General features: G+C 43.4%; 20 protein-coding genes. 2 read left to right on the top strand and 18 right to left on the bottom strand.

All coding sequences use genetic code 11. The features are described 5' to 3' along the window. Positions 1-43: 43 nt before the first annotated feature. The 13 genes from AACS90_RS13380 to AACS90_RS13320 form a co-directional block, all read right to left on the bottom strand. The gene (locus AACS90_RS13380) at positions 44-2,935 is read right to left on the bottom strand and encodes a hypothetical protein (RefSeq protein ID WP_099120560.1); all 2,892 of its coding nucleotides are present in this window, start codon (positions 2,933-2,935) and stop codon (positions 44-46) included. A 16-nt stretch (positions 2,936-2,951) separates the two neighbouring features. Continuing rightward, positions 2,952-5,132: a hypothetical protein gene (locus AACS90_RS13375; RefSeq protein WP_099120559.1), complete on the bottom strand. Its 2,181-nt coding sequence runs from the start codon at positions 5,130-5,132 to the stop codon at positions 2,952-2,954. Between the two features lie 169 nt (positions 5,133-5,301). Continuing rightward, positions 5,302-5,727 (bottom strand): hypothetical protein, encoded by a 426-nt coding sequence (locus AACS90_RS13370; protein WP_099120558.1) that lies wholly within the window; start codon positions 5,725-5,727, stop codon positions 5,302-5,304. Beyond that, complete coding sequence (locus tag AACS90_RS13365; RefSeq protein WP_099120557.1) at positions 5,724-6,146, bottom strand: GPW/gp25 family protein; 423 nt, start codon at positions 6,144-6,146, stop codon at positions 5,724-5,726. Before AACS90_RS13365 ends, AACS90_RS13370 begins: the two co-directional genes overlap by 4 nt. 10 nt (positions 6,147-6,156) lie before the next feature. Continuing rightward, entirely contained in the window at positions 6,157-7,656 is a 1,500-nt protein-coding gene (locus AACS90_RS13360) for a phage baseplate assembly protein V (protein ID WP_099120556.1), read from the bottom strand. Beyond that, positions 7,656-8,342 carry a CIS tube protein gene (locus AACS90_RS13355; RefSeq protein ID WP_099120555.1) on the bottom strand — a complete coding sequence of 229 codons (687 nt, stop codon included), beginning with the start codon at positions 8,340-8,342 and terminating at the stop codon, positions 7,656-7,658. The genes AACS90_RS13360 and AACS90_RS13355 overlap by 1 nt, the downstream gene beginning before the upstream one ends. Further along, complete coding sequence (locus AACS90_RS13350) at positions 8,339-8,521, bottom strand: DUF5908 family protein (RefSeq protein ID WP_228858900.1); 183 nt, start codon at positions 8,519-8,521, stop codon at positions 8,339-8,341. Before AACS90_RS13350 ends, AACS90_RS13355 begins: the two co-directional genes overlap by 4 nt. Further along, entirely contained in the window at positions 8,518-8,976 is a 459-nt protein-coding gene (locus AACS90_RS13345; protein ID WP_099120554.1) for a phage tail protein, read from the bottom strand. Before AACS90_RS13345 ends, AACS90_RS13350 begins: the two co-directional genes overlap by 4 nt. Positions 8,977-8,991: 15 nt before the next feature. After that, a complete protein-coding gene (locus tag AACS90_RS13340) occupies positions 8,992-10,200 on the bottom strand; it encodes a phage tail sheath family protein (protein ID WP_193757130.1) in 1,209 nt (402 codons plus the stop codon). A gap of 66 nt (positions 10,201-10,266) precedes the next feature. Further along, positions 10,267-11,658 (bottom strand): phage tail sheath family protein, encoded by a 1,392-nt coding sequence (locus tag AACS90_RS13335; RefSeq protein ID WP_099120552.1) that lies wholly within the window; start codon positions 11,656-11,658, stop codon positions 10,267-10,269. Between the two features lie 25 nt (positions 11,659-11,683). Next, positions 11,684-12,754 carry a phage tail sheath family protein gene (locus AACS90_RS13330; protein WP_099120551.1) on the bottom strand — a complete coding sequence of 357 codons (1,071 nt, stop codon included), beginning with the start codon at positions 12,752-12,754 and terminating at the stop codon, positions 11,684-11,686. A 38-nt stretch (positions 12,755-12,792) separates the two neighbouring features. Then, positions 12,793-13,242 (bottom strand): phage tail protein, encoded by a 450-nt coding sequence (locus AACS90_RS13325; protein ID WP_099120550.1) that lies wholly within the window; start codon positions 13,240-13,242, stop codon positions 12,793-12,795. Positions 13,243-13,737: 495 nt separating this feature from the next. After that, positions 13,738-14,196, bottom strand: coding sequence for a GNAT family N-acetyltransferase (locus tag AACS90_RS13320; protein WP_099120549.1), 459 nt, complete (start codon positions 14,194-14,196; stop codon positions 13,738-13,740). 140 nt (positions 14,197-14,336) lie between these two features. Between AACS90_RS13320 and pdxR the strand changes: the two genes are divergently transcribed. Continuing rightward, positions 14,337-15,809, top strand: a complete 1,473-nt coding sequence (pdxR, locus tag AACS90_RS13315; RefSeq protein ID WP_099120548.1) for a MocR-like pyridoxine biosynthesis transcription factor PdxR — start codon at positions 14,337-14,339, stop codon at positions 15,807-15,809. A gap of 95 nt (positions 15,810-15,904) precedes the next feature. On the opposite strand, the gene AACS90_RS13310 is transcribed toward pdxR, so the two are convergent. Continuing rightward, complete coding sequence (locus AACS90_RS13310) at positions 15,905-16,813, bottom strand: LysR family transcriptional regulator (protein WP_099120547.1); 909 nt, start codon at positions 16,811-16,813, stop codon at positions 15,905-15,907. Positions 16,814-16,927: 114 nt separating this feature from the next. Here AACS90_RS13310 and AACS90_RS13305 point away from each other — a divergent pair, with 114 nt between their 5' ends. Then, positions 16,928-18,109, top strand: coding sequence for an MFS transporter (locus AACS90_RS13305; protein ID WP_099120546.1), 1,182 nt, complete (start codon positions 16,928-16,930; stop codon positions 18,107-18,109). Positions 18,110-18,354: 245 nt separating this feature from the next. Here AACS90_RS13305 and AACS90_RS13300 read toward each other — a convergent pair whose 3' ends face one another. The 4 genes from AACS90_RS13300 to flhB all read right to left on the bottom strand — a co-directional run bounded on the left by AACS90_RS13300 (position 18,355) and on the right by flhB (position 22,886). Continuing rightward, positions 18,355-18,837 (bottom strand): DUF3592 domain-containing protein, encoded by a 483-nt coding sequence (locus tag AACS90_RS13300; RefSeq protein WP_099120545.1) that lies wholly within the window; start codon positions 18,835-18,837, stop codon positions 18,355-18,357. Between the two features lie 49 nt (positions 18,838-18,886). Continuing rightward, positions 18,887-19,462, bottom strand: coding sequence for a DUF4291 domain-containing protein (locus AACS90_RS13295; RefSeq protein WP_099120544.1), 576 nt, complete (start codon positions 19,460-19,462; stop codon positions 18,887-18,889). Positions 19,463-19,639: 177 nt separating this feature from the next. Further along, positions 19,640-21,625 carry a flagellar biosynthesis protein FlhA gene (flhA, locus tag AACS90_RS13290; protein WP_370630627.1) on the bottom strand — a complete coding sequence of 662 codons (1,986 nt, stop codon included), beginning with the start codon at positions 21,623-21,625 and terminating at the stop codon, positions 19,640-19,642. A 109-nt stretch (positions 21,626-21,734) separates the two neighbouring features. After that, a complete protein-coding gene (flhB, locus tag AACS90_RS13285; RefSeq protein WP_099110913.1) occupies positions 21,735-22,886 on the bottom strand; it encodes a flagellar biosynthesis protein FlhB in 1,152 nt (383 codons plus the stop codon). Positions 22,887-22,894: the final 8 nt, after the last annotated feature.

Genomic DNA, 22,894 nt, shown 5'->3' with positions numbered 1-22,894 from the left:
TCCATAAAATATATTGAATATGATTTTTTACTGGTAGGTATTTTTACTTGTTCTCTTTGGGAACATAGAATAATTCGTTCTGGATTATTTTATCGGCATTCCACTGATCATTATTTTTACCGACAACTTCTTCTCTCTGATATGGCGTGGCAATACGCATTGTTCCGATTCCTTTTAAAGAAGCAGGCAATTTACCTAACGTTAATTTTTCCAGAATAGAATATGCAGCATCTCCTAATGGAGCACCATTATTTTGCCAACGCTGATAAGTATTACCGAAATTTAAAAAGGCTTCCTGATCCATCCAGTGAATAATCATGGAGGTATGGGCTGGGAATTCAGTAAGCATCGTTTCTTTAATCCACGCCTCCAATTTATAGGGATCAACGCCGGAAATTTTAATTAATTCACTGTTTACCACGACACTAATAACAAATGAGAAACGGTCTGTCGTTTCATATTTCGCGCCTGAAAAATGCCAACTGTATTCCCATGCTTCTTCTGGAGCAGGAAACTTCAATGTCGAATTATCCTGACGTTCAATAACTAAGGTGCCTTTGATGCGGTCAAAACTGACAATCTTTGCATACAGTTTTTCTGATATATCCGCATATCCCTGTGTGACACTGTCTGCCCCTAATTTTTTGGTCAGGATAATTTCATTATCTACCGTAATCAGGGATGGGAAAGGAGTCTGTGCTGTGCGGGACAGACGCCGCTGGTTTTCAGGTAACGGGTTTCCATTTTGGGATTGGTCGCTGGCGTAGGCCAGACGATAGCTCATATCTTCCATCCAGACCCTGCTATTTTGCCAGAACAATTTTTTTGTTTTGGCAGCAGTCATTACCCGTTCCAGATTGTATTCCAATTGAGTGCTATTACCCACATCCAGCCAAAACTGATCTCCTCCGACTTTGGCTATCATTTGACTATATATCGTAAATTGGTTTTGATTCTGCTCGCCCTCATAGATGACTAAATTGATCACTTGCCCTTGAGTCAGTTTGCCCTTAATACCCGCTTGCTGAATGATTAAATAATGCTGGTTAGCTTGATTCTCTTCTGTCACTGAATCTGGTTTCTGCTCTTTATCAAACTGATTGTTGGGTTTGATGGGCAGTAATGCCCGATGCTCCACCAGATAAAAAGGCAGTTTGCTCAGGTCAGGTTCTGGTTTAAACAGCTCACCACCTAACCCGATACGGGCAGCAATGCGCTTTTGTAGCGATGAAACCTGATCAATCCGAATATTGGCACGGTGGTAAGTTAATATCGGCTGTTGAGCCAGATAACCTTGTTGCATAGCGCGAAAATCATTGATGTCGGTGAGAAAGGTACGTGGTGCCCGCTGGGTACCAAAGTATCCGAGCAGGTAATTAACAATATCCAATTCATGATCGCTATCATGAGCAATTTGTTTTAATAGTTCCTTTAATGCCGGAGCATAATTTTGATGAGCATCATTACTGGCAGAATCTGGCTTAAATGGCCATTGATCGCCCCAGACTTCATATCCTTCACGCTTAAAGGCCAGTAATTTTGGCAGCATGGCAATTTGCTGACAGCCACAAGCCAAAAGCTGTTCAAATGGCAGCATAAATTGATGAAGTGATATCAGGCGCTGACGTTGAATATTCTCACTTTCAGATAAGGGCTGCTGTAATTCATAGCAAGCGGGCAACGTATCACTGACGGGATAATAGCTGCCTACATCGCGGTGTCGCCCGTAAGGCAGTACTACAGGCCTATTTTGGATCAGGGGAGGATTGGGTAAATTAGCCCGAATTTGATTTTCATCGGCTGTAACACTAATCCCGCCTCTGGTGATCACCCGCAAAGGGCCATCATGTTGTGCCAATTGATGGAGCGGATTTTGACCCCACAGACGAGGGTAATAACCTTTTTTGATTGACCATGACCAGCTATCTTTGTTAATCGGCTCAATCAAAGTTTTGTCAAAGCTGTCATCCAGACGAAGACGATTCACATTCTGAACACCCTTAATCTCAAGCAGCTTATTAACCAGTCGGCTAAGATTGAGATTGAGTTTTTTAGTGTAATCACGGGCTATCGGCAATTCAGGGCACCAACCATGTTTTAATTGCGGCCCTTCAAAGATTTCGTCATTGCGCATTCCCGCATCTTTTAGCGCTAGCGTACTGAAACGCTGTACTTCAGGCATCAGATACTGTTCTGCTGCGCTATAGACGGCAGCAAAAATACCCGCGACATTTTGCACATCGTCATCCAGTTCAATCTCCAGTAATAGCGGGAAATCAGCCGGTTTTGTCCAGATAATCTGACTGACAGATTCACCAATATTGCGGTTCTTGGTCAAAAAATCGGTTAATTGTTGGATGGCACTATTCAAATTTTCCTGAGTACGGCGTGTCGGTTCCAGATAAAGCCAGTAATTTCCCCGCAACGTAAACTTTTTCGCATCCTGACTACTGACAAAGCTATATTCCCTCTTGGTGGCATCATACCAATAGGTATAACGCTGCGCTTCCGGTTCACGGACTAATTGCACATTACGGAACAGAAAATCCCCTTTATCCCGTTCTGATTCTGGCTTTTCTTTTACCCAGTCACTGCTATGTAAATCCAGCAATGCTTTTCGATAATCATCGCTGGTGATTGGTCCACAGGTCAGTGTATTGTGGGGGCCAAATTCAGCGGGAAAAATTCCGCCTTGCTGTTGCTGCTTATTAGGGGCTGGGGTCAGTAAGTCTGTTAAGGGAAGTGTATGACGGTAAGACAGATCTGACACACCATAGCTGAACCCTTCCAAAAAAGTTATTCCGGGATCGTGTTCTGCCGTGTCGCTCCACAGTTTTCCTGCCTGTTGCTCAATGACCTGATGAGCCTGTTCCAGCAAGGTATCAAAGTGAATATCATCTTTTACTTTGTGAAACAGTACATCTTGATTACTCATAGTTATTTCCTCAGTATTAGAGCTTGCCACCTGCTTCCCAGACTAAAATCAACACTTCATTGTCTTTAGCTTCCACTGATGTGTTGGTATCACTGTCTTTAGTCACATCCGACCGACTCAGCGTTAGGCTCGTGATTCGCTCAACCAGCGGTTGCTGTTGAATGGTCGCCAGCAACTGGTAATAATTAATGCTGTTATGCAACATCACGGGGCGTTGCTCATCGACGCTCCAGGGCATATATGTTTCACTGAGTTTCTGTCGTAGCTGGCGATAGCCAAAATCTTCGTTAACTTCTGGCCTGAAAATCACGTTGTAATCGATTTTTACATCAATGTATTTCGGATTACTGATCTCAATCTCAGCCCAGAGAGAGCCTTTTTGCTGTAACCACTTTGCCATTCCTTGCAGACGTGCCAGGTTTAGCACCGGACGCAAAGGATCATCGCTGTCGTTGTATCGGTTAGCCGGAATGATCGTCAGCTGTTGCTTCTCTAGCGCGGGTACTCGGGTGAGTTCATCATTGCCGGGGTATTTAACATCAAAAATGCTGACATAACGCTCTTTTAGCAGGGTTGCCATATTGCCCCAGGTTAAAGCTCGGTTACGGTGGGACAAGTGTTGTGCTCCCCGTTCAAAAAAGGCGTTATAGGATTCCGGTACGCGTCCATTCCATGATGCCCAAGGCTGGTTGACTGAAGCTACTGTAATGATGGGCGCAACCGGGCGTTGAATCGTGCCTGCCGGTAATGGTGCTAAGAAATGGTTGCTACTGATGCTATTGGTGTTCACTAATGTTGCTGTCATCGCGTTATAGATCAGACCGTATAACCACGGGTTTTTCCCCCATGAGCCTTTAGGCGTGGGTATTGCCACGACAGCTTTTAACCAACAGCGCTCCGCTGGCATTTGGGTGGCCTGCTTGGAAGCATCTGCAGGCAGGGTAACTTGCCAGATGCCATCTTGATACAGATGTTGGGTTTCATCATTCACCCAGGCATCCAATGCAATCCATTGATTCTTTTGATTCAGGTAATACCAGGAAACGTCTTCGGGTTGCTGTGGGGCTTTTAATTTCCAATATAACGATACGTTTTGCCCCGGCTCGATGCCTGTGATACCAAGGTATAATGTGGGATGTTCTTCCAATGGTTCAGTCTCAAGACCATAGCCAAACGGGGTGAGGTAATATGTCTGGAATGGGGCTTCAGTTATACCTTGTATCTTGAGGGCTGTTATCGTCGGCAATGGTGGGCTGTTTTTTCCCTGTAGCCTGAGCACCGGTTCCTTAAAAACAAGATTATCCAAATCTTCTGGCGCACTGGTTGCTGGTTCTTTATCTGAAAGAATCAGTATGATCTCTGTTCCTTTTCCCTTGGCAGTCAAATCCAACCATTGGTTTCCACTGCTGATTTGTGCCACTAGATATTGACTATTGATATTCTTCTCAAAGGTAACCGTTATCTCTCTTGTTCCTTCTTCCATCGCCAGAAGTTTCGAAGTGATAAACACGCCACCCTGTACAGCTTTATCCGAATCAGTTTCGCTGAATAATCGTATTCCATCAGAGGGGAATGATGATTGTGTCTGTGAATCCCATGGCGTAGAGGTTACCCACTGATTTTTATCTTTTTTACGTAACCAGTACAATTCACTGATATAGCCACGATTCGCCAGCAAACTGGTATCCAGCGCATATTGCAGGGGATTGCCCTGTTCATCTTGTCCTGCTTCAAATAAGGTGCCTTGAGTGAGCAATTGTTCTGTGACTGTACTATTCAGTTCCACAGATAAGGCGACTTGGTCAGGTTGTGCCGGACGCGGAGATAATCCCAACAATGCCCGATAATAGAGATTACGGTGAGTTGCAGGTAAAGCATTAAATAAAGATATCGGTGTTTCTAATAATCGTAATATTGCCAATAGAAAAGTTTGATGAGGTAATAATTTTCCATTGGCTTCCATTTTCCCTTGATATAATTCGGCAAGTTTTTCTGGCGTATTATCTGCCATAAAGAAAAAATCATTCCAATGTTTATTTTCTTCATTAGAAGATTTAACAGAGATTTCATTAAAAGGAATTATTTTAGTGTATTCTTCAATATATTGGAGTAATTGCAAACTGGTTCGATTATCTAATTTAAAATCGCTCATCGGCACCAAATCTGACAGTTTTTTATTTAACTCAGTTAATTCCATGATATCACCTGTATGACACAGCGATTCTTTTGTGAATATATTAATTATTCACACCATTTAATTTCTATACACTTCGTCTTTTAAGTTGCCTCTTTGTTGGCTGCGACGCATCTTGAAATCCATTGTATATACCATTTGTATTTTGGATATATTGAGTTCAGCCAATATCTTAATTTACAGTGGCAAAATTTTGTTGAGTGATAAAACTTCCTGTACCTAACGAAGGTGTCATAATATCTGGTTGTGGTGGGATCACTGTATTATTTATGGCCGGAAATTTAGGCGTAAATATCGCCATGAATTTTTTTCCTTTGATAATTAAGGCCGCACCACTGGTACATTGAAGAGCCAGCTGTCTGGCATCTAACATACTGATGGTCAGAGTGCCAATTCCCGGTGTCATATGCGTTATTGTGGTATAAGTTGCAGAAACAGTAACCCGTTTCTCATCCCCCAAAATACAAACTTTTTTACCGTTGACCCGCGCATGACCAGTGCCCCTAATCTTGCCGGGGATGGTAACTTTTACCTGTCTATGCCCAAATTGAGGCTCAAACTGTAGAATATCACCGTCTGTTACAATAGATTCACTCATGATACCTCCATCCCTCGGCCTTCACTCAGCGCCAGTGTTCCCTGAATCTGCTGATGGATATCGCTTCCACGCAGGCGATACATCACCTTTACTTGTAAGGTACTTTTATTATTGGGCGACTGACGAACCTGAATCTCGGTAATATCCGCCCGTGCTTCATAACGCAATACACTGTCATGAATATGGGACTCAATTTCAGCAAACAATTCGTTGCGGATATTTTCAAACATAAAATCATTTAATCCGCAGCCATAATTTTCGCGCATTAAGCGTTCCCCCGGTTCAGTTTTGAACAGGATGTGCAAACTCTGGCGCACATCTTCTGCTCCTTCTGCCATTTTCACCCCTTCTTCAAGGGAAAAAGCGGGAGGAAAAGCCCAACCACGACCATAGAGGTGTGTCAGTATTTGGTTTTCCATTGTTCACCTTTCACTGGGTAAGATTAATTTTGTTGCCTTTGATCTCAACACTGTTCTTGCCTGACATATTGAGTGATTTATTCATTTCAGCATTCATGGTCTGCCCTTTCAGCGTGAGTTCTTTTTTCACCACCAGCGCTTTTTCCTGATTATCTTGGCTGGGTTCTAATGGCGCTTTATTTTTCGGGTTGTGCATTGCCCCCAGAATGACCGGATAACGCGGATCATGTTCGAAAAAACCGACAATGACTTCGTCACCGGGTTCTGGATAAAAACAGAAACCGCTTTCGTGGCTGGCGTAAGGTTTCCCCAATCGGGCCCATAAAAATTCATTCGGACGATTCAGTACCGGCAGAATAATAGGAATGCGGTTCAGGGCAGCTTTGTCCTGCTGATACTTTGCGACAGTCGCAATATGGAGTTCAGTCGCATCGGGAAGCATCGGCAGATACTCCCTTTGCAAGCCAATGCTTAACGTCGTTTCCCAATCAATTTGTCGGTTAAAATGATGGCGAACCGCAGTAATACTTGCAGTACCATCCAATTGAGAACCGAACCCCGTTAATTGAATATTGTCACCTAGCTGATAACGTCCATTACCTTTAAGCAGGAACTCGCCTGTAACACCAGAAATTCGCTGATTCAGCAATAAACCCTGTGCCAGATGACCACTCTCTTGGCTGGTTAACGGGCGGCTGTAGCGAATGTCCCAGCTTGTTTTATTTAAAAACGCTGACCTATCAGGAGAAAGTGCCGCTTCGCCCACAGCAATACTGCTGTAGCGCCCGCCTGACAATTCTTGTTGTTTATTGATATCCCAACCACTGACTTCCAACGAAGCGGGGTTAAGATAGTTATCAAATTGCCAGCTGGCATCTTTGACGAGGATATCTTTTTCCTCATCTCCACGACTTTTCAGGATATGAGTTGGGTTGGATTTCAGGGTATTAGGTTGAACAAGCTGAGCGCCTTCTGTCGTGGGTAACAGCCATACACCCGTTGCCAGTAGCCGACACAACAAAAAATGCCAGTCAGAACAACGAAATTGCACCATCTGTTCATGTTTTTGATCCAATGCGGCTATCTGATCAAAACGTGCCCTGATCCCCGCCTGACTCAACAAGGTATTCAGAATAGTTTTTTCGTTACTGGCTTTAAACAACTGTGAGTGCTGAGTATCTGCCATCAGTTGTAGTCGATGCCGGACAACCAGAGTAAGTAATAATTGCTTATTTTTGATCTTTAGTGAGTTACGGGTAATCTGACCGTTAAACAGCACTGATTTTTGTCCCCCTTCAATCAATTCCAGAAGCAGCGTTTTCCCTGTCTGACAATGGGCCAACTCAGCCTGTACATCTGTCTGACTGAAAAAAGAAAGTGGTCTGTCCGGTAAACTGAGTTTCAATGTTGCGGAAGGGATGCTGTTAACGCAGAAGTTGGTATCGACATCAACGACAGCCAGCAAGGACAATTCCTGACCATCGGCAATGATTTTCAGTTGATGGTTCATCAGGGATTTCCTCTGGAGGCCTGCAATATCTCACCCGGTGCAAACCCGTTGAGATTATCCAGATTATTTTGCGAAGCCAGTGTGAGGTAATCAACACCTCCAGACAGCGTCGATGCCGTGCTGGCCGCCATCATAGCCAGTGAAACGCCATCCTGTACCCGTAAAGCGATTTGCGCCGGTGATTTAAGATTTTGTTCTGTCTCCTGTAAGACCAGACTTTCATCCGCCACCAGTGTCAGGATAACCCGTGCCCGCAAAGGTGTGGCATCACGATCAAACAAGGTATAATTCACAGACAAACTTTTCGCCCTGCCGGCAAAATAGCCGCGGTTTTCCCAGCGCATTTTTCCCCATTTGATTTGCAGGAATTGTGTTTCATAACTGGTGGCATCCACGCTGCACAACTGCTTGAGTTGCATTAACTGAGCTTCAACAGGGATTTTATTGTCCGGCATTGTGCCGTCAAAAATCAGCTCAAGGGATAACCCGGCGGGCTTAGCCTGTACATAAATGCTGCTCTGTTTTTCGCTATTAATTGCCAGAGATTGTTGGTAATCCGTTTGGTAATCCAGTTGCAGGGAATCAGGGTTATACATAGCCTGAATGGTGCCTGCCTGTATTTTGCCCTCTCTGTCTTTATAAGCGTTAATGGTCAGCTTTGCTAAACCACGTTCAATTAAACTCATGAGCGCCACCTTTCCTCATCGCGTAATGCAGCCAGCACTTCACGTTTAATTTTTTCAACTAAAGCCGCCTCATCCAGACTTTCCTGAACCAACGAATAGCTCTGTTGCTCTGAGCCGGTTGGCGGCATTGATGAAACCACTTTTGCCTGAATAATTAATTCTCTGATTTCGACTGTCATACTTTGACTCCCAGCCAGCAAATATCCTGATAGCGCAGTTCAAGGGTATTCACCAAAATGGCATTACTGTTCGCATCAAAATCGCTGGTCTGCCAGCGTACCGGTAAGGCATTGCTCAATATCCAGCTGGACAAGGGCAATGAATTTTCGTTTAACAGCATGATCACCACATCCGCATAGGCGATATTTTCTCCACGCAACACACGGTCAAACATCAGGGTCAAAGGAGAAACTGTCATCACACCACGCTCCAGCGTTAATAGGCCGTGTTGGATCTTTTCAGCCAGATAGTTATTACGGGCATTTTCACCACCCTGGCTGTGCTGGGTGACCTGGAGTTCCCGGCTTAAACCGGAAATACGCTGAAAACGGATATCCAGCGGGTCAGGAATACCGTTGAAAATAAAACTCGCCATAAAGCGGTGGGATACCACCGGAGTGAAAAAATCGGTCATTGTGCTCTTTCCTTTTTAAGATAAAAGCGCGCCCGTTTGGGTATCAAATACCAAACTGATTTCGATAAATTCGGCGGGAGACAATACAGCTAAGGCGACTTTCATGATCATTTTTCCTGCCCGGATATCCTCTTCGGTCATCGTTTCATTTACGCCTAACAACACAGTAAATGCTTCATCTTCCCGTGAACCGTACAAGCCTCCCTGTAACCATAGTTGTCGCAGCCAGTTATAACTTTGCCCTTTGCATTTCATCCATGTCAGTTCGTTATTAGGCTCAAAGATGTACATACGGGCCAATTTCGCCAAATGCGCGATGACATAAGAAACTAAGCGTCGTGTTTGAAGATAACGCCACGGCGTGTTATCTGTGTTTTCCAGAGTGCGACATCCCCATACGCGTATACCTTTACCGGGAAAAGTGCGGATCACATTGAGAGAAGTCCCATTACTGTTAAATAGTTCACTTCCCTGAAGATACGACTTAACCGGCCGGATAACCTGAGACAGAGCAATATTGGCGGGCGCTTTCCATACACCGACTTCACTATCCGTATGTTGAATAAGTGCTGCAATAGCGGCGGTAGGCGAGAGCACAATATTTTTGGAGCCGGATATATCCTGATATGTCGTTTCCAGACGAGGCCAATAGGCAGCACCCCATTGACGATATCCTGATGAGAGATCTTTCAGACATTGCTTTGCCTGCTCTATCTCATCCGGCGCATCCAGCAGCACAAAGAGATTAGAACGGGTCTGACTCAATTGCAGCAATACCATCCAGACTTCAGACCACAAATTGGATAAAATTTGTTGATCATCAATCATATTGTCATTCAGGCGGGCGATATCCGGTGCCAAAATCAGGGTAATCTGTGTTTCTGCGCTAATGGCTTCTTGCACCGCTTTGCTGCTTAGTGCTGCCATCAGGGTTTCCGCTTCCGTTTGGGTGATATTTTCCGAGGGCATATTCCCTTGCAGCGGTAAAACAAAAGCCTGTTGCCCGCCATTATCGAAATAGTGCCTGACTGCAAATGCCATTAAATGATGGTCGCCAAATAGCCGGATATATTCCACCAGATTGTCGATACGAACCGCGGTTTTTGCGTGTTGTTGATTACGGCTGGTATAACCAATAAATACAGGCACTGCACTGGATATTTCCTGTTGCCCTGTGGTAATGATACTTTCTGTTAATGTTACGCCCGGTTGAATTTTTTCCATCATCATCTCCTTTAATTGGGTGAGATAGGCACTGTCAATACAGTGCCTTGTGTTTAATTACGGAGATTACTGAACAATATCCTGCGTAAATTGCAGAACGATAAATTCAGCCGGTCGCACTGGGGCCAGACCCACTTTCATGATCATTTTGCCTTGTTTGATATCAGCGTCAGACATGGTGATATCCTGACCGATATGGACAAAATAAGCTTCTTCAGGGGTGTTTCCCATCAGGGCATTCTTTTGCCAGAGAGCATAAAGATAGTGGTCAACGGCAGCCTTGGCACGCATCCAGGTCGGTTGATTATTGGTTTCAAATAACACAGCCCGCAGTGCCTGACGAATATCACGTTCAACGGCATTGAACAGACGACGGACAGGAATGTAGCGCCAATTGGTGTTGTTAACCTCCGTACAAGTACGGGATCCCCAAACCATAAAACCACGACCCGTAAATAATCGGATGACATTAATGCCTTTGTCATTCATGGTTCCTTGCCGAGCATCGTCAACTTTATCAGTCAATCCTTTGATACCAGTAAGTGCAACATTCGCAGGTGCTTTCCAGACACCACGCTGGTTATCCGTTTGGCAATAAACTCCGGCAATGGCGGAGCTGGGAGGAAGAATAAGCTGACGTTGTTGTTCCTGTTTTAATCTGGCATCAATACTCCGCGCCAGCGTTTCATTTTTTTTCCTGAGTTCATCCAGATTTTTCAGTTTATCTTTGCCTGATTCATCCTCGTATCCACTGATAATCACATTCTTATCAACGGGCAAGGCAGAGAATGTCAGGTTAGTTTCCAACTGAGGATAATACGCGGCAATTCTGGAACGAGTTCCCGAACTTGGTATAGATTCACCATCAGGGCTGTCTGCAATCAGAAAATAGCCTACTTTGTTATCATTTAGTAATGAACTGGCTGCATCATAAACTCTGTTTTTGTAATCCCATTCGGTTTCCGGACAAACCAGTAGAGTAATATCCCCTTGTTGCTCAATTAATTCGGGAATGGCTGCCAAAGCCAATTCGTTATTAATATTGTTTAATGGGTAGATATAACAGCTCCCTCCTCCATTTTGAAAATAGAGCCTCAGGGCTTCTACAGCCAGAGATTGATTAATTCTCTCAATACTGTGGATCCATTTTTGGGTTTCTCCCTCAGCAACAGAAGCAGCGAGAATCTGAACATCAGGTGTTTCTCGGGCTTCTTTTTTTGTTCCACTATCAGAAGGGAGGCTTGATTTGATAACAACATCTGTCACTGGTGCCAAAGAAAAAGCAGAAGTAAATTCAAGCCAGTTATTGATACGGATACAGGCTTGGTTTGGCTCTACCGTGTTTGGGGTAAACTTACCGATAAAAACAGGCACAGCTGTGGGACTGTTGCTGACAGACAATGCAAGGGAAGCATTTTCTTCAATATAAACGCCGGGCGTTTTTAGATCAGCTACCATGATAATTCCTTATCAATCAATATGATTAACGCTGTTCTACATCTTGCGTAAACTGGAGGATGATAAATTCCGCAGGTCGAACAGCAGCCAGACCGACTTTGACTACCATTTGTCCCTGATTAATTTGATCTTCTGTCATCGTAATTCCCTTGCCAATCTGCACGAAATAGGCTTCCTCTTCTTTGTTGCCCGCCAATCCGCCTTGTTGCCACAGGCTATAAAGGTAATTATTGATTGCTGCTCTAACACGTTCCCACGTTGGTTGGCTGTTAGGTTCAAACATGGCAAAGCTCATGGTGCGCTTAACATCCCGTTCGATGGTATTGAATAAACGACGCACAGGGACATAGCGCCAGTTGTCACTGTCTTCCAACGTCCTTGCTCCCCAAACGGTGGTACCGGTATTACTGAAAGTTCGGATCATATTAATGGCACGCTTAGCGTTATATGCTCCCTGAACTTCATCCGTGACCAAAAATGCCGGTTCCAGTCCGCCTTTTAATGCAATATTGGCAGGGGCTTTCCATACACCGCGGGAGAGATCGACGGAGGCATAAACACCAGCCATAACCGCACTCGGTGGAATAGTAATTTTTGCCCAATCCGCTTTCAGCCATGGGTAATAAACTGCCGCGAACGCGGTAGCGTCATATTTACTCTTGATGGTTTCTACATTCGTGATAGTCAGGGCTTCTTCAGGGCCATCAAAAATGGCAAATAATCCTTTTCCCGGCTGACATAAAATTGCTGCGGCTGTTTTAATATCCTCACCCGCAGCAACCAGCAAAGTGACATCATCTAAGGTTGGAACCACTTTTTCTAAATTACTGGTCTTGATGAGATAACAATAACCTCCGCCATTAGTAAAATAAGCCCGCAGAGAAACTGATAATTTATCTTCTGCATCAAAATTGTTTGATACCTTATTAAGATATTCCATCCAGGAGTTAATTCGGAATGCGGTATTTTCGGCAATAACATTATTTTTTTCATTCACTGCAAAAACAGGAACGGCTGTAGCACTACTGGATATAGATAGCGCCAGATTATTTAATTCTTCAATATAAACGCCGGGGTAGCTGGTAACTGTTGTCATAAAAAATCCCTTATATGGAATGATTAACTATCAATGCCTCAATTAGCCTGCATAGTGACGCGATCAGCCGCCAGCGTAATTTCCTGAACGGCAATATCATTGCTGGTGGCATCAAAGGAAGGAGATGTTAATGAAGTAGGGAAAGCATTAGCGACATTCCAGGTCATTAATAATTCAGAACCAGCATCATTGGTTAAGCTAATGGTAATATCTTTTTTCTCAACTTGATTCAGTTGGATAGAATTAATCCAGTCAAATAACTCAGTTTTACCCGGAAAAACACCTTTACGCAGGGTAATATTAATAGGTTGGTGTTGACCAGGCATTTTGAACCAATTACCTACACCGTCACGATATTCGATGGTTTCATAATTAATATCCAGACCTGAAACGCTATTGAATGGAATCTGTTCACCGCCAACAGAAACAACAAAACGATAAGAAGGAATAGGATATTCAATCGCAATTTGAGACGTACTTGTAGACATAACAGCCTCTCTTTAAATAAAAGTGATTATGGTTGATTAAATTACTTAGGGTGCAGAAAAGTATTTGTTTAGATAAAGCTACCGCCACAAAATGAAAGTAAACTTTCTTCTGAAAAAAATTTTTGTAGCGTTGTTAGTTTTATATCGGCATTGATCGTGCCGAAAATTTTATATTGAGTACATTGCCAATAATGCAAATTGCTTTTTATGCAAATTCACCTTCCCGAATTAATAAATTCATTTCTGTAGTACTTAATAACGTTTAATAACCATTAAAAATAATTCAATGAATAAATTGAAAGCACTAATAAAAAATTAACCCGAGATAAAATTAATCATAAATGGAAATTGAAGTGTGATAATTTAGATATGACGCGAATGAATGGAGGAATTAAACTGGGAAGAGATTGAAGCATTAATACATTAAATTATTTTTCTTTTATGAAAGAAAAATACCGATCCTGAAGATCGGCATATTTATTTAACAAAACCCAATTACAATGGCATACGATATTCAATCATGCCTGACTTTTCAGCCACCCAGTTATAAAGGCGCTGACCACGCAGATTCGTTTCATGTGTATGCCAGTATAACCGCCCACAATGTTGTTTTTGTGCTTCATGCTGGACAAATTCAATCAGCTTTTTACCGATATGACGCCCTCTGAACTCCGGTGAAACAAAGAGATCTTCAAGGTAACAAAAATCAGTTTCAGACCATGTAGCACGGTGATAGAGATAATGAACAAAGCCAAGAATTTTACCGCTCTCTAATGCGACCGCACAGTGCATGGGTTCTTTTACATCAAAAAATCTGGCCCACGTCCTTTCAGTAATATTTTTCGCTAAATCAACATTATAAAAATCCTGATATGCCTGCCAATAAACCAGCCACTGTGAATAATGTTCAGGAGAAACAAATTCAACAGTAACCGGTAATAAATTATTGTTCATGATAACTCCTCTCAAATAAAAGCCATCCTATTTGATTTTTATCGTAAAAATCATAATGAAGAAATGACGGAACAATATTACAATTGCATTTGGTACTTAATAAGATACACTTTTATTATTATTTAAGGATCCACTTTATCATGGTGCGCAAATCACAATCCCCGTTTCCGCATTTACTCTTAAATAATGGCTACATTAAAGATCAGGTTTACCACACGATCAGAAATGCTATTCTTGATGGTCGGCTCACCGAAAGAACCAAAATCCCATCCACAAGAGCACTGGCTGAAATGATGGCAATTTCACGCAACTCCGTGATTGCCGGTTTTGAACGTCTGATCGATGAAGGATATTTGATAGCACGTAAAGGTTCAGGAACCTATGTATCAACCACGATCCCAGATGAGTTGATCACAACAAATCCTTCTCCTGATTACCTGAAAAGAAAAATGATTTCAGCACCAGACCTCAGCGCTACTGCAAATAGGCTGATGCCTTTCTGGGAAAAAATAAAACTAACGAGCGACCAATACCCTATATTTAACATCGGTGTCGGTTGTGTGGATCAATTTCCTCATGAATTATGGGGACAGTTAAGCGGTAGAGTCTGGCGTCACTCTAAAAAAACAATCGGGCAATTTAACCGACCTGATGGCTATCCACTACTAAAAAAAGTGCTGGCTGATTACGTTCATTCAACCCGTGGTGTAAATTGCCGCGAAGATCAAATTATTATTGTTAACGGTACTCAGCAGGCAATAAATTTAGCTGCCCGGGTATTATTACAACCTGATGATAAAGTCTGGTTAGATGACCCCGGTTATGACAGTGCCAGAGCAATATTCACCTCGATGGGCGCACAAATCGCTCCTATTCCTTCCGATGAACAAGGAATGGATATTGCTTATGGTGCAGCCAATCACTCCGATGCAAGGTTAGTTTATACCTCTCCTTCCCACCAGTTTCCGTTAGGAACTACATTGGCACTATCACGGCGTTTAGCGCTTCTTGACTGGGCTAATCAACACAATGCATGGGTTTTTGAGGACGACTATAACAGTGAGTTCCGCTATTTATCTAAACCCATTCAGGCACTGCAAGGATTGGATACGACTCAACGGGTCATTTACGCCGGCACCTTTTCAAAAATGCTGTACCCCGGTTTACGCATTGGTTTTTTAGTCGTTCCAGAGGCATTAATTGATGCGTTCACGATGATGAAATACTACAGCGATACGCTCTCTGGTTATCTGGAACAGGTAGTATTAGCTCATTTCATACAAGAAGGCCATTATGCGCGCCATGTACGTCGCGTCAGAAAATTATGTTATGAAAGGCAAACCGCGTTATTTAATGCCATAAATCGATACCTTCCTCATGTTTTCGATGTGAATATCACTGATTCGGGCATCCATATGGTGTGCCGGTTAAAAGACGGTTTTACCGAAAAAGAGATTATTACAAAATGCAGGCAACTAGGTTTAGGTGCCCAGCCATTATCACACTACTGTATTCACTCCTTTTCGGATAAAGCAATTCTTTTCGGCTACGCGGCCCATACACCAGCCGAAATTAATGAAAATATAAAGCGACTGGCTGATTTTTTTTATTGAGTTTTCAGAATTGATTGAATGGAAGATACTAATGAAGAATATAAAATCACTAAGCCCTTACCCCACAATGTATTTGAAAACAAATCTCAGGCTGATTAATTAATTCGTAGTTCTTTGCTTAATAATTCCAAAACAATATCTACTTTAGGTAATAATTGTCGCCCAACTGGCCATACTAAATGAAGTGGTAATCCATCGGTTGTTAATTCCGGCAATACTGTAACTAATTCACCGCGCTGTATATCATCACGTACTATCCATGTTGCTAACTGTGCAATACCGTAGCCTGCTTTAACCGCGCTTACCTGAGCCTCACCATTGCCAACAATGATCCGGCCTTCCATCGTCTTACGTTCAACTGATCCTGTGTGATTAGCAATCAGCCAAGGGCTGGTACTCCCATCGGCCTTACCATAAAGTACAGAATCATGACGAATCAACTCATTTACCGATGTTGGTGTACCATATTTAGCCAGATAAGCAGGTGAAGCGCAGAAAATCAGGCGCTCACGACCAAGATACCGATGTCCCAGAGAGGAAGGCCAATGCTCCGGGCCTCCAATGCGCACCGCTACATCAATACCTTCGTCAATTAAATCAACAAACCGATCAGTAAGCGAAACATGTGGGTGTAAGTGAGGGTACTGCTCTGTAAGGTTTAATAATAGTGGCCAAACATTCAATCGACCAAATGTCGCTGGCGCATCTAACCGCAGCCGACCTACGGGTTCTCGGAAGCGTGTACTGAGAACAATCTCTGCTTCTTTCAAATCAGCAAGTACACGGACACAAGTACGATAGAAAGCACTTCCTGCATCTGTCAGCGACAATCTGCGAGTTGTACGTTCAAACAGACGTGTACCCAGCCTCTCTTCCAAACGAGCCACACTCTTGCTGATTGCAGAGTTGGTTAAATTTAATCGTTGCCCTGCCGCCGTGAAGCTTCCTGAATCTACCGTGACGACAAAAGCTTCTATACCCTTAAAACGTTCGAAAGGTGTCATATCAAAACTCTGATTATGGATTTAAATTCCATAATAGTATGAAAATAAACCAAATATAAGATTTATTTTTTCCAATAAACTGGGTAGAACCTTTGAAATATGTAGGAGCTTTTAATGTCTTCTTATTCAACAGCAATTACTACCAAATCGACCAACCGTAGCCGTTTTTCTATTACTATCCTGGCTATAGCAGCCTTTGTTATCGTTACGACTGAATATTTAATCGTCGGGATTTTACCGGCTTTAGCTCGGGATCTGAATGTTTCAATTTCAGTTGCCGGACAACTTGTCACGCTGTTTGCATTTACGGTGATGTTTTGTGGCCCCGTGCTAACAGTCTTACTGTCTCATATAGAACGAAAGAGACTATTCGTTACCATTCTACTTATCTTTGCTGCTACCAACGCTCTGGCGGCTATCGCTCCTAATATCTGGGTACTTGCTGTTGCCCGATTTATCCCTGCCCTAATGTTGCCAGTCTTCTGGGGAACAGCCAGTGAAACCGCCGGGCAAATAGTTGGTCCCAAATTTGCCGGCCGGGCCATTTCACAAGTTTATCTGGGCATCTCTGCTGCATTATTATTCGGTATTCCGTTAGGTACTCTTGCATCAGATTATATCGGATGGCGAGGTACATTCTGGGGATTGGCAGGCATGTCCTTTTTAATAGCAATCCTCATGTCAATCTTCATGCCAGCCATTGCGCTGCCCGAAAAACTCAGAATTAAAGAGCAAACAATCATCCTCAAAAATCCTCAATTTATAGCCAATATTATTCTATCTGTGGTGATCTTCACTGCTATGTTTACAGCATATACGTATTTAGCCGATACATTAGAACGTATCGCCGGAGTAAAACCAGCATATGTCGGGTGGTGGTTAATGGGATTTGGGGCTATTGGTTTAATCGGCAACTGGCTAGGTGGCCGTTTTGTAGATCGTAATCCGCTAGGTATTACGATGATATTCACATTATTGTTGGGTATAGGAATGGTTTTCAGTGTTCTTCTATCCAGCTCTCTATTTCTGCTGGGATTATCTTTGTCACTATGGGGTATCGCTTACACTGCTCTGTTCCCCATCTGTCAGGTTCGGGTTATGAAAGCGGCTTCACATGCACAGGCGCTAGCTGGTACTTTGAATGTTTCCGCTGCTAATGCCGGTACTGGTTTAGGAGCAATCATTGGCGGGTTAGTGATCTCTGAGTGGGGATTAATCAATATCAGCTATGTGGCAGCCGGTATTGCTGCGATAGCTATTTTCATGGTGCCGTGGGTAGCCCGACAAAGACATTAGATATACACAATGGATTTCAAGATGCGTCGCGGCGACAAGGGAGTGACCCCCGGGAGCATAGATAACTATGTGACTGGGGTGAACGAGCGTAGCCAACAAAGAGGCAACTTGAAAGACGAAGTGTATATTTATGTTCAAGGTCAATCAAGACTGATTGACCTCAGATTACTGACAAAGTGCTGGTTTTTTGGAAGGCGCTTTTCGCGCCTTTTGAATTTGATACATTTCCTAATCTTTTCATTACATTAAGATACGATCTTACTTCTTTTCGATAGTTTTACTGTTTTTCTTTTTCGTGCTCTAAACAGAGGGAAAAAGCCTATTAGAGAAAATAAAAACCCAAAGAGTGAAAAAATAAGAGTAATGCCATAAAGGCTAGAAAAATTATTTAATTGAGCATTAGCAGGATTATCTTTCAAATAGATAATCTCTAATTTTTCACCAATGTTATAACTAGCTGGATTACTTCCGGAAGAGGAGGTAAATTGAACTTCTTTACCGTCTTCGGTTGTAAAGTTAATAACCGGATGATAATATTTACTCTCTTTTTTTCTTTTAGACTTATTTGAATTTGAGATATGTAACTCTAATTTTGTTACAACTCCGGTTGTTTTCACCCCATCCAACGTAAGCACCACTGTCGATTTAGCAGAATGAAATGCACCAAAAAGAAATAAAACTCCGACAAATGCCACTAATCCTAAAAGAATTTTATATTTAGTTTCCATAGATATATTCTATTCCTTATGATCCCACCTTTTGTGGGGAAATTTATCTTTATTGCCCAATATAAATTCTTTCTTCCGGTAATAAGTTTTTGGCTAAATTCAACTGATTATTTTTTACCAACTCATGGATGTGATGTACTGTGTCGGTGATATCCGTGATATTACTAATCCAATGATTAACATACTTTTCAACAGCCTGATTTCGCAACCCGATTTGGATTGTCCTCTGCTCTAATTTGTTCAATGAGATATCCCGTTCCGGATCCCACTGAATAACAACATCACTGTGTTGTACTTTCTTTTTCCAGGCATCCCTTGAATCAGAGAATTCAGAATGATAGTGGCTAATAACGCCTTGCTGGATAATTTCCCGGAATCCTTCATGGGTAATGTCAATTGCTAAAATGCGTTTTTGCCCCTCATCTTTCATCCCCCAGCCGGATCGGTACATCATCCATAAAAATGAGGGTTTAATCCATGTCATGCGTGTCATACTAAAAGGAGGAGAAATGAAAGTATTATTTTGTATAGCGCTATCGGCAATTGAGTCTGAAAATGCCTGATATACCCGAATATATTGTTCGGTGTAAAATGCTCGAATCGGATTATCTTTATATGAAAACATATTATCCTATATTACCATAACTTAATTTATTATTTCATTGACAGAATTGAATGCAGCCAACTCTAATAAGTCATGGTATATCAGGTGTTTTATTAATAAAAGAATAAATAGAAATAAAATAATGATAGGTAAACCCCATTTAAAATAATGGAGTTTACCGTAAATTCAGAAGTGAGATTATCTAGCACCACCAATTGTCGCCGTCATTCTTATCTGGCGATTATCGGTAATTTCAAGATTGGAAAGTACAACCAATCGAGGCAGTATACGGCGCAGAAAACGTGACAGTAATGGGCGCAGCGCATGATTGACCAACAGTACCGGTGGTGCTCCCAGCATTTCCTGACGCTCCAGTGCTTCTGCCGCCTGACGCTCCAGACTTTCAGCCAGTCCCGGCTCCAGTCCGCCACCGCCCTGTAATGCCTGAAGCAAAATACGCTCAAGGTTTGCATCCAGACCAATCACTTTAATTTCATCCACACCTGGGAACCATTGCTGAGCAATTGCTCTACCCAGAGCAATTCGGATGGCAGCTGTCAATTCGTAAGGGTCAGTCTGTACCGGTGCATGTTCCGCCAGCGTTTCAATAACGGTTCGCATATCACGGATTGGTACTTGTTCCGCTAACAGATTTTGCAGAACCTTATGTAAGGTCGTCAGGCTGACAACATCAGGGATAAAGTTTTCAGTCAGTTTCGGCATTTCCTGACTCACACGTTCAAACAATTGCTGTGCTTCATGTCTGCCGAACAGTTCACTGGAGTGCTGAGACAATAAATGGTTAAGATGTGTCGCCACAACCGTACTTGCCGCTACCACGGTATAACCCTGTACCTGAGCCTGTTCCCTTAAACTGTCATCAATCCAGACAGCAGGTAGACCGAAAGCAGGATCTTTCGTCAGGTCACCCTGTAAATCACCGACTGCTCCACCCGGATTAATTGCCAGCCAACGTCCCGGATGGGCTTCACCACGACCAATTTCTACCCCTTTCATCATGATGCGATAGCTTGCAGGAGCAAGTTCAAGGTTGTCACGGATATGGACAACAGGCGGTAAATAACCCACTTCCTGTGCGAATTTTTTACGGATACCGCTGATACGACCAAGCAACTCGCCATTCTGACGAAAATCAACCATCGGGATCAAACGGTAACCGACTTCCATTCCCAGAGGGTCTTCCAGTTGAACATCAGACCATGAAGCTTCAGCAGTTTGCTGTTGCTCTTCCACCGCTTTCATCTCTTCATGTTGTGCCGTAAGCGGATCTTTGTCCTTACGCAACAGGAAGTAACCGACTCCCGCTAATGCAGCAGTGAACAACAGGAAAACAAAGTTAGGCATTCCCGGAACTAAGCCGAGTAAACCTAATACACCAGCACTCAACATTAAAACTTTAGGGTTGTTGAAAAGCTGAGTCACCATCTGCTGACCAACATCTTCGTCAGTCGCTACACGAGTAACGATAACACCCGCAGCGGTAGAGATGATCAGCGCCGGTAACTGGGCAACCAGACCGTCACCAATGGTCAGCAACGTATAGGCTTCCGCAGCATCACCCAGGCTCATATTGTGCTGGGCAACACCAACAATTAAGCCACCGATGATATTGATCACCAGAATCATTAATCCGGCAATGGCATCTCCGCGCACGAATTTACTCGCACCATCCATTGAACCGTAGAAATCGGCTTCTTGTGTCACTTCTGCACGGCGTTTTTTCGCTTCATCTTCACCAATCAATCCGGCATTCAAATCAGCATCAATCGCCATCTGTTTGCCGGGCATTCCATCAAGTACAAAGCGCGCACCGACTTCGGCGATACGCCCCGCACCTTTGGTGATTACCATAAAGTTAATCAGGATAAGAATGACGAACACAACAATACCAATGGCAAAGTTACCCCCGACAAGAAAGTGGCCGAAAGCTTCTACCACCTGCCCTGCCGCCGCTGATCCGGTATGTCCTTCCATCAGAATGATACGTGTAGAAGCGACGTTCAGTGACAGACGCAATAAAGTCGAAAACAGTAGGATCGTCGGAAAAGCAGCAAAATCCAGTGTCCGACGCGTAAACATCGCTACCAGCAAGACCATGATGGAAAGAGCAATGTTGAATGTGAACAGGAGATCGAGCAGGAATGGTGGTAACGGTAGTACCATCATCGACAGGATCATGAGGATCAGTACAGGCCCCGCAAGCATTTGCCACTCGGAACCTTTCATATTCCCCGGTAAACGATTCCCTGATAAACGTAATAATGAGGCCAGATTAGCCATGACGATTATTTTCTCCAGCAAAATCCAGTGCTGGCGGCACTGGCAGATTTTCAGGTGTTTTTGGTTTCAGGCCACCTTCCCGTTTCCAACGTTTCAATTGGTAAACCCAGGCAAGCACTTCAGCAACGGCAGCATAAAGTGCTGCCGGAATAAAGCCCCCCACTTCAGCATGACGGAATAACGCCCTTGCTAATGGAGGCGCTTCCAATAACGGAATTCGATTCTCCGCACCAATCTCTTTGATACGCAAAGCAATAAGCCCAGCCCCTTTCGCCAGTACTTTAGGTGCGCCCATTTTGTTACTGTCATACTGTAAAGCTACTGCGTAGTGAGTCGGGTTCGTGACAATGACATCCGCTTTCGGCACATCCGCCATCATGCGCTTACGTGCAGCCGCACGCTGCTGTTGGCGAATCCGCGCCTTTACATGTGGATCCCCTTCCTGCTCCTTAAATTCATCCTTGATCTCCTGACGGGTCATTCTCAGTTTTTTCAGGTGGCTGCGGATCTGATAAAGCACGTCAAATGCCACCATCGGTATCAGCATAAACAGGACAATGTAGCCTGCAAAAATCAGCATCATCATGGCATCACTCAACGCCACCAGCGGTGGCTGAGTTGTCAGATTCAGCATGGCAGGCCAGTTTGCCCAGATAAATAGTGCAGCCCCTCCTCCTACCAATGACGCTTTCAGAATTGCCTTGAACAACTCTGCCAACGCATTCATGGAGAAGATCTTCTTCAGACCAGCAATCGGATTCAGTTTAGTCAGATCAAATTTGATGGATTTCGAACTGAATATCAGCCCGCCCATTAACGTTGGTGCGCTCAGGGCAATCAAAACCAATCCGGTAAACACAGGTAATACTGCCCAGACAGCCTGTTTCAACAAGCGACCCACCTGTTGCACCATCTGTTTATCATTACTGACCATGTTATGGTCAAAATTAAATCCTTCGAATACCATCAATGAAAGTTCGTGAGTGAGTGATTGTCCGCTCATCCAGAGCAAACTGACACCTCCCGCTAACATCAGGATAGAAGTGAGTTCCTTCGAACGCGCTATCTGCCCCTCTTTTCGAGCTTTTTCCCGTTTATGGGGCGTGGGTTCTTCGGTTTTTTCGAGATCGCTATCTTCAGCCACAGCTTTCC

Source organism: Xenorhabdus sp. KK7.4, assembly GCF_963876465.1.
Taxonomy (GTDB): domain Bacteria; phylum Pseudomonadota; class Gammaproteobacteria; order Enterobacterales; family Enterobacteriaceae; genus Xenorhabdus; species Xenorhabdus stockiae.
The sequence above is the reverse complement of the archived record's forward strand: the minus strand, read 5'-3'. Positions and strand labels throughout refer to the sequence as shown.